This is a genomic window from Pseudoroseomonas cervicalis ATCC 49957, assembly GCF_000164635.1.
GTDB classification, from domain to species: Bacteria; Pseudomonadota; Alphaproteobacteria; order Acetobacterales; family Acetobacteraceae; genus Pseudoroseomonas; species Pseudoroseomonas cervicalis.
Map to the genome: position 1 here is coordinate 1 of NZ_GG771229.1, position 589 is coordinate 589.

The 589-nt window shown below is 77.9% G+C and carries 1 protein-coding gene; it reads left to right on the top strand.

Translation table 11 applies throughout. From position 1 onward, the window contains the following. Positions 1-589 (top strand): HWE histidine kinase domain-containing protein (locus HMPREF0731_RS22715; protein WP_007006627.1); only part of this gene is annotated, 589 nt, incomplete at both ends.

Below are 589 nucleotides of genomic sequence, written 5' to 3' on the forward strand. Positions count from 1 at the left end.
CTCCGCCGCCCTGTCCGGGCTGGTGGAGGCGGTGCGCAGCCGCGAGGCGGCGCTGCACCAGGGCGCCACCCGGCTGCGCCTGGCCACCGAGGGCGCCGGCATCGGCGCCTGGGAATACGACCCGCAGACCGGCCTCAGCCTGCGCTCGCCCCGGCATGACGCGATCTTCGGCCTGGCCACCGGCGCCGCCTGGAGCCCGAGGCTGTTCCTGCGCCAAGTGGCGCGGGAGGAGCGCGGCGCGGTGCTGGCGGTGCTGCGCGAGGCCGGGCGCGCCAGCGGCGAATGGCGCCTGCAATGCCGCATCCGCCGCGCCGATGACGGGGCGGAGCGCTGGGTGGCGCTGCGCGGCGCGCCGCTGCGCGAGGCCTGCGGCGCCGAGGGTCCGCGCCAGGCCGGCATCGTCGAGGATGTCACCGAGCGCCGCCGCACCGAGCAGGCGCTGGAGCTTCTGGTGCGCGAGCTGGACCACCGGGTGAAGAACCAGTTCGCCGTGTTCGACAGCCTGGTGCAGTTCACCGCCCGCACCGCCCCCGACCCGGCGGCGATGGCCGCGGTGCTGCGCGGCCGGTTGCGCGCCCTCGGCGCCGCG